This is a genomic window from Thalassobacillus sp. B23F22_16, from assembly GCF_043496955.1.
Taxonomy (GTDB): Bacteria; Bacillota; Bacilli; order Bacillales; family Halobacillaceae; genus Thalassobacillus; species Thalassobacillus devorans_A.
Window position 1 is genome coordinate 1 of record NZ_JBIEKD010000051.1, and the last position, 6,879, is coordinate 6,879.

A 6,879-nucleotide genomic window follows, 5' to 3' on the forward strand; every position below is an offset into this window, starting at 1 on the left:
GCCTCCAGCTTCCTTCAGATTCCAGGTCGTCCCAGACACCCTTGCCTTCAGCTAACGGTTACAATGACCTTCACCGCTCGGGACTTGAACCCTAAAGCGTGCGCACATGCCGGGCACACACAAAAAGAAAAGCCTCTCCCGGAGGAAGAGGCTTTTCTCTTCCTCATCTTTCAGACAACAGCGTCTGTTGGACGTAGCACCTTATTATTTCCTTAGAGAAAATAACAGGTTGCTGCAGGTTCACGGGACCAAATTCCTCCCCTGCTCGCGATAAGGATGTTTTCCGTAATTAAGTTAAATCCTACGCTACAAGATACCAATAAGAATGTCAATATATTTTCTGACTTTTTTATCTATTCTCACAATGAAAACCTTTACATTAGTAAAAATAATTCTAATTGCCTAATGGTGATGATCTCTTCCTGTTATACTTTAAGTAACAAGGTGAAAGTGAGGTTTAATCATGCAAACAATCTGGCATACATACAAACATTCTTCTTTTATTCTGAAAATGACTATCGGCTTCCTGCTTGGTATTGCTGTTGGTATTATCTTCGGACAACAGGCGGAAGTGCTGAAACCACTGGGTACGATTCTTATCAACCTATTAAGCTTAATTGCGATCCCAGTTATTTTTCTCACCGTTGTCCTCGCTATCAACCAGATGAAGCCGAGACATTTAGGTCGCCTGGGCGGCAAATTGCTAGTCTACTACGGGCTGACCACAGGGGCCGCGGTTGTCATCGGAGTAGCTCTAGCATTATGGATCAATCCGGGTTCTCAGCTTTCGTTACCTGATGCCCAGGTAGAAAAACCGGAAACTCCAGGCTTTTCGGATGTATTACTGAATATTGTCCCGGACAATATCTTTCAAGTCTTCGCATCCGGGGAGCTGATGGGTATTCTTTTCCTGGCCGTCATCATCGGATTGGGAATGGCCAGGATGAGATACGCCGATAAAGTCGACCTGCGTAATGCGGGAGAAACATTGCACCGGTTCTTTTCTGCTGCCAATGAGTTATTCTTTTTATTGTTAAAAGGAATTCTTCTCTATGCTCCGATTGGAATATTCGCCATTAGTGCTTCTTCATTCGGAAGCCAGGGTTGGCAGACTTTCCAATCCCTGCTGGCGTTTACCGGGGTGTTTTATCTAGGGGTCATCCTATTGTGGTTGTTCGTTTATACAGCTTTTCTCAAGTATGCAAAAGTCAGTATCCGCGGTTTTTTCAAAAAGACAAAAGAGGCGTATTTTACTGCATTCTTTACATCCAGCAGTATTGCTTCCCTTCCTGTTGCCATTGAATCAGCTAAAAAAGCAGGGATATCCGAGCGGACAGCCAATTTTTCCTTGCCGATCGGAGCTGTATTTAACTCAGATGGCGGGGCATTACGGATGGGAGTGTCCATCGTTTTTGCCGCCAATATCACTGGCCTTGAGTTGTCTGTCATGGACTTTCTTACCATTGTATTAGTCGGAACACTACTGTCAATTGGGACAGCTGGTATTCCAGCTGCTGGACTGGTTACGTTGGCAGCCGTGCTCAGCCTGTTCAACTTGCCACTAGAAATTGTCGCATTGATTGCTGGAGTGGATGTACTGATTGGCATGGCTGGTACCGCCTCGAATGTTTTAGGAGATATCGTTGGTTCCGCAGTCATTGACCGTAATGAAGAAGCTGATTCCGATTCAGCCGCCTGATGTCTTATCTGTTTCTGTGTCTACTTTATTACTAGACAGCATACTGGAGTACTAGACAAGACAGGCTGTTACTAGAAGTAATATGAAATTTACCAGACAATCTGAGAAAAATACTGGACACCTTCATTTTTTCACTAGACTTTCCAAGCGAATACTAGACAAAAAGTGTCGATACTGGACAACACTGCCGGTATCGATTTTTTTGGAGTAATATTTGAAACGTTACCTGTTTGCATGGAAGATGAACAGGGTAAAGGTATCCCGAAAAACTAGAAGGAATGGATGCCAATGCAACAAGTAAAAGTAAAGTTGATATATGAAACTTCCCTTATTTTATTAGCACTTACTTCTGTGTTATTTCTGGTGTTTGACTTGTCCTACCAGCCGGTCATCGACAAGGTGATTTGGGCGGTATTTTTCATTGATGTCATTATCCGGATCACGATTAGTAAAAACAAGTGGGGGTATATAAAAACACATCCGCTCGATCTTGTCGCCGCTATCCCGTTAGGCGGTATGTTCCAAATGGCAAGGCTGGCGCGTCTGCTCATGGTGTTAAGGGTCTTTGCTATATCGAAAAATTATTTCAAAACCTTTTTTAAGTGTATTGAAAACCAATAATCTGGACCGAGTATTCACCATATCCGTGGTGCTGTTATTTTTATCCACGGTACTAATTCGATACTTCGAGCCAGGTATCAATAGTTATGGAGATGGGCTCTGGTGGTCAATCGTAACCACAACCACTGTCGGCTATGGTGATATCTCTCCCGCTTCCGTAGGTGGACGAGTCATAGCGGTTGTACTTATGTTAGTGGGGATAGGCCTGATCGGGATGCTGACAGGTTCCATTACCACTTACTTTGTTAAAGAGAGAAAATCGAAACATCCAACCGTGCAATTCGTCCAGAAAGAATTAGATCGCTATGAAGAGTTGACTGCTGATGATATGCATAGGCTTTCCGTAGTGTTAGAAGAGCTGTCTCACGAAAAAAAGCCATAAAAAAAAGGACTCCTCAGCGATAGGAGTCCGTTTTTCCATTTCATTCTTCACTACTAAATTCGGATTCTGCCAATGTGATAGCAATTTCATCTTCAATATCCTGAACCGATCCCAGATAATTATTCAATACGACAGCGAAAATCAGCTCTTCCCCATCCTTGCTGGTCACATAACCAGACAGTGAAGTAACTCCGGTCAAAGATCCGGTCTTTGCTTTAACGTTGTCTTCTGCTGGGGTATCATTCATCCGGTAACGAAGTGTTCCCCCTACAAACCGATCACTTCTTCCTGCGACAGGAAGGGAAGCTAAATATTCAGGATACCACTCTTTCCCTCTTACTTGATATAATAGTTCAGAAATTTCATGGGCAGGCACCATGTTGACATGGGACATACCGGAACCATCCCGTAGTCGCAGCGTATCAGCTTCCACTCCTATATCCATCAGGAAATCTTCCACCACTTCCAGCCCTTTTTCCCAGCTGCCTTCATCGTGAACGACTTTCCCCATTTCTTTTATTAAGGTTTCTGCATGTCCATTGTTGCTTAGTTTCATAAAGGGTATTAACAGCTCTTCCAACGGCATCGACTGTTTGGAAGCAAGCAATTCAGCAGACTCAGGAGCTGATCCCTCTCCGGCTAATTCCCCTTTTACCTTAATACCTTCCTTATCTAATGCTCTTCCGAACAGATGCAATGCTAGTCCGGAAGGTTCATCGACAGCAACCCAGGAGCGGGAACGGAACCCTTCAACAGGAATCTCACCTTCTACAATAATCTGGTTAGTTCCATGCTTACGTTCAATAGAAATATCCTTCTCTTGATTCATTGGTACTGTTTTTGCCTGGTTAATAATTTCTACATAATCGTTTTCCGGTACAACTTTCACCTCCGCCGGCTCCCCGGCTGTATCCGCTGGATGTGCTTCCACGATGACGGTGCCTGCATCGTAGTCTTCATTAGGAGCGGCAGTCAGGGCAGAAACCTGAGCGGCATAATAGTTCGTTTCATCGTTCCAGGAAATATCTTCGGACAACCGGACATCATCGTACCAGCTGTCATCCGCTATCACATTTCCTTTCACTTCTTTGATTCCGGCTTCTTTTAACGCGTTTGCTAAAGTATCAAAGTCTTTTTCCATCAACGTAGGGTCGCCTTTCCCTTTCAAATATAGATCGCCATGCAGTTTATTTCCTTTTATTTCTCCCTCGGCAAGAACTTCCGTCGGGAAAGTGTAGTCAGAACCAAGAACCTCTAATGCAGCAGCAGCGGTCAACAGCTTCATATTAGAAGCCGGCTTCAGTCGCTTATCAGCATCATGTTCGTAAAGAACCTCACCTGTTTCGGCAGAGCGGATACTGACGCCTGCCAGCGCCCCTTCTAATTTTTCATCTGCCATAATCATATTCAGCTGATCGGTTAAGGCCTCATTTTCAGAAGAGGCGGTCACTTGTGGATTATCATAGGCTTGAAAAGGGGCAAACAACATTACGGAACACAGAAACATTACCACGATTTGTTTCGCTTTTGCAGGCAGCATCTTATGTATCTTCCTCCTTGAATAAATTGGTACTTCAACCTTAGCAAAGAATACTGAAAATTTTAACAATTGTTCAAAAAACAGCTAATTGGTCTGGTGTATTTATGACTTTTGACTGAGTAGGTTTTCTCCCCATTGAAATACCTGTCATAAAGAAGGATTTTTTGTTTAAAAAGTGAATGTAGTAAAGAAGTGACAGAAATTCTTTATGAGGTGAGCCAAATGAAAACAAAAGCTCCAATTGAATTAGGAAACCGCATCCAGTTAATTGATGGTTATGATTTGGGGATGCCTGGCAGAACAGGCACCTATGTACTTAATGAAGAGCACCTGACTCTGATTGAAACAGGACCCAGTCCCTCTATTCCGTATGTACTTGAGGGCTTGAAAGAATTGGATATTAATCCTGAAGCTATCCGTTTTATCATTGTGACCCATATTCACCTGGACCATGCAGGCGGGGCAGGACTTTTATTGAAAGAATGTCCTAATGCCGAAGTAGTAGTACATCCTCGCGGGGAGCGACATCTCGCTGATCCATCCCGATTGATTGCCGGCGCCCGTGCCGTTTATGGAGAGAAGTTCGATGAATTGTTTGATCCCATTGTTCCGATTCCAGAAGACCGCCTGATTGTGAAAGAAGATGGAGAAACCCTGGATATCAGTCCGGATTGTACCCTAACCTTTTATGATTCACCTGGTCATGCCAAACATCATTTCAGCATCCATGATTCCAAAAGTAACGGCATTTTCACGGGAGACACAGTCGGTGTAAGGTATCATCAAACCCAGGATAAAGGATTAACCTTCTATTTGCCTTCTACATCACCGAACCAGTTCGATCCCAGTGCTATGCGTGCTTCCATCGACCGATTCCGCACGCTCGGTGTCGACCGAATCTATTTCGGCCATTTTGGTGAATCGGCCCAACCCGAAGAAGTATTCCAGCAGGTAGAAGCATGGCTGCCAAAGTTTGTCGCAGCAGGCGAAGAGGCATTGGCTAATGAGGAAGGACAAGCAGGTGTCAAAAAGCGCCTCTACCAGTTAGTTCAGGATTATCTACAAAACCACCATATCCCTGACAATCACCCTGTTCACCAGGTATTGGAAGTAGATTTCGAAGTATGTGCCATGGGCATTGTTGATTTTCTGAATAAGCAAAACAAATAACTCCCTTTAAACGGTCGGAAAAATTCCGGCCTTTTTCTAACGGCTTTTTGAACAAATCCTCTGATACCTCACCGCGAGTGACATTCCCCCTCTTAAAGCAGCTACGCTTCCTCTCCAATGCTAAAGTCGCAGCGTTTAAAACTTCTATAAAATGGTTATAGCCCATTACAACACGGAAAGGATGTGAAGGAATGAAAGCAGTAACGTTTCAAGGAAAAGAAAACATGCAAGTGAAAGATGTTGAAGCTCCGTCCATCCAGCAGCCGGATGATATGATCGTAAAAATAACAGCCAGCGGGATATGCGGCTCTGACCTTCATTTATACAAAGGTGGAATCGAGCCGGAACAGGATTACATCGTCGGACATGAGCCTATGGGCATTGTTGAAGAAGTTGGACCTGAAGTGAAGAACCTGAAAAAAGGTGACCGTGTCGTTATCCCATTCAACATAGGGTGCGGCGAATGCTTTTTCTGTAATAACCAGATGGAAAGCCAATGCGATAACTCCAACCCACACGGTGAAATAGGCGGCTTGTTCGGTTTCACAGAAATGTTCGGTAACTTTCCCGGAGGTCAGGCAGAGTACTTAAGAGTACCTTATGCTGATTTTACTTCGTTCAAGGTTCCGGAAAACAGTAACCTGGATGACGAAAGCGTACTGTTTTTATCTGATGTCATCCCTACCGCATACTGGAGTGTCGAACATAGCGGTGTAAAAGAAGGCGACACCGTCGTCATATTAGGAAGTGGACCAATTGGTTTGATGGCCCAGAAATTTGCCCGTCTTAAAGGAGCTGAGCGAGTCATCACGGTCGATCAGGTCGACCACCGTCTGGAGCATGCAAAGAAAACCAATCAGGTAGAGACGTTCGATTTCAAAGAAAATCCGGATATCGGAGCTTTATTGCATGAAGAAACAAAAGGCGGTGCGGATGTTGTCATCGATTGTGTAGGAATGGATGGGACCGTGCCTCCGAATGAAGAATTCGGTTCCGAACATGACAACCAATTTGGAACAATCAGTCCGATTGTAACAGCTTCTCAGGCTGTCCGTAAGTTTGGTACTGTTCAATTGACTGGTGTTTATGGCACAGAAGCAAATGGCTTCCCGATTGGAGATTTCTTCAGCCGAAATGTTTCCCTGAAAATGGGACAAGCGCCGGTCATCCACTTGATGCCGATGCTTTATGACATGATTGAAAACAACAAGTTCGATCCTACAGACATCATCACCCACCGCATGCCGATTGATGATGCAGCCAAAGCCTATGATATTTTTGATAAAAAAGAAGATGGAAACATCAAAGTAGTACTGAAGCCATAAACAAATAGCATGAATTGAGGCTGGGACAAAACCCAGTAAATTAAACGGAAAGTGGTCGGCATCAAAATGATGCCGACCACTTTTTTATGGTTTTCTTTTATTTTCAATAAAGAAAATAAGGACAACCTCTGATAAAATTAAA

Annotated in this window: 6 protein-coding genes and 1 riboswitch; of the genes, 5 read left to right on the forward strand and 1 reads right to left on the reverse strand. The window is 43.9% G+C overall.

The window, feature by feature from the left end; translation table 11 throughout:
• Nucleotides 1–160: 160 nt before the first annotated feature.
• Nucleotides 161–277, reverse strand: a riboswitch (SAM riboswitch).
• A 186-nt stretch (nucleotides 278–463) separates the two neighbouring features.
• From ACGTNI_RS19785 to ACGTNI_RS19795, 3 genes are all read left to right on the forward strand, one after another.
• On the forward strand, nucleotides 464–1,699 hold the full coding sequence (locus ACGTNI_RS19785; RefSeq protein WP_394464216.1) for a dicarboxylate/amino acid:cation symporter: 1,236 nt from the start codon (nucleotides 464–466) through the stop codon (nucleotides 1,697–1,699).
• A gap of 282 nt (nucleotides 1,700–1,981) precedes the next feature.
• On the forward strand, nucleotides 1,982–2,320 hold the full coding sequence (locus tag ACGTNI_RS19790) for a hypothetical protein (protein WP_394464217.1): 339 nt from the start codon (nucleotides 1,982–1,984) through the stop codon (nucleotides 2,318–2,320).
• Complete coding sequence (locus ACGTNI_RS19795; protein WP_394464218.1) at nucleotides 2,265–2,702, forward strand: potassium channel family protein; 438 nt, start codon at nucleotides 2,265–2,267, stop codon at nucleotides 2,700–2,702. Before ACGTNI_RS19790 ends, ACGTNI_RS19795 begins: the two co-directional genes overlap by 56 nt.
• A gap of 40 nt (nucleotides 2,703–2,742) precedes the next feature.
• On the opposite strand, the gene dacB is transcribed toward ACGTNI_RS19795, so the two are convergent.
• Entirely contained in the window at nucleotides 2,743–4,242 is a 1,500-nt protein-coding gene (gene dacB / locus ACGTNI_RS19800; RefSeq protein WP_394464219.1) for a D-alanyl-D-alanine carboxypeptidase/D-alanyl-D-alanine endopeptidase, read from the reverse strand.
• Between the two features lie 222 nt (nucleotides 4,243–4,464).
• On the opposite strand from dacB, the gene ACGTNI_RS19805 reads away from it, so the two are divergent.
• Entirely contained in the window at nucleotides 4,465–5,412 is a 948-nt protein-coding gene (locus ACGTNI_RS19805) for an MBL fold metallo-hydrolase (RefSeq protein WP_394464220.1), read from the forward strand.
• Nucleotides 5,413–5,603: 191 nt separating this feature from the next.
• Entirely contained in the window at nucleotides 5,604–6,737 is a 1,134-nt protein-coding gene (locus tag ACGTNI_RS19810; RefSeq protein WP_394464221.1) for a zinc-dependent alcohol dehydrogenase, read from the forward strand.
• Nucleotides 6,738–6,879: the final 142 nt, after the last annotated feature.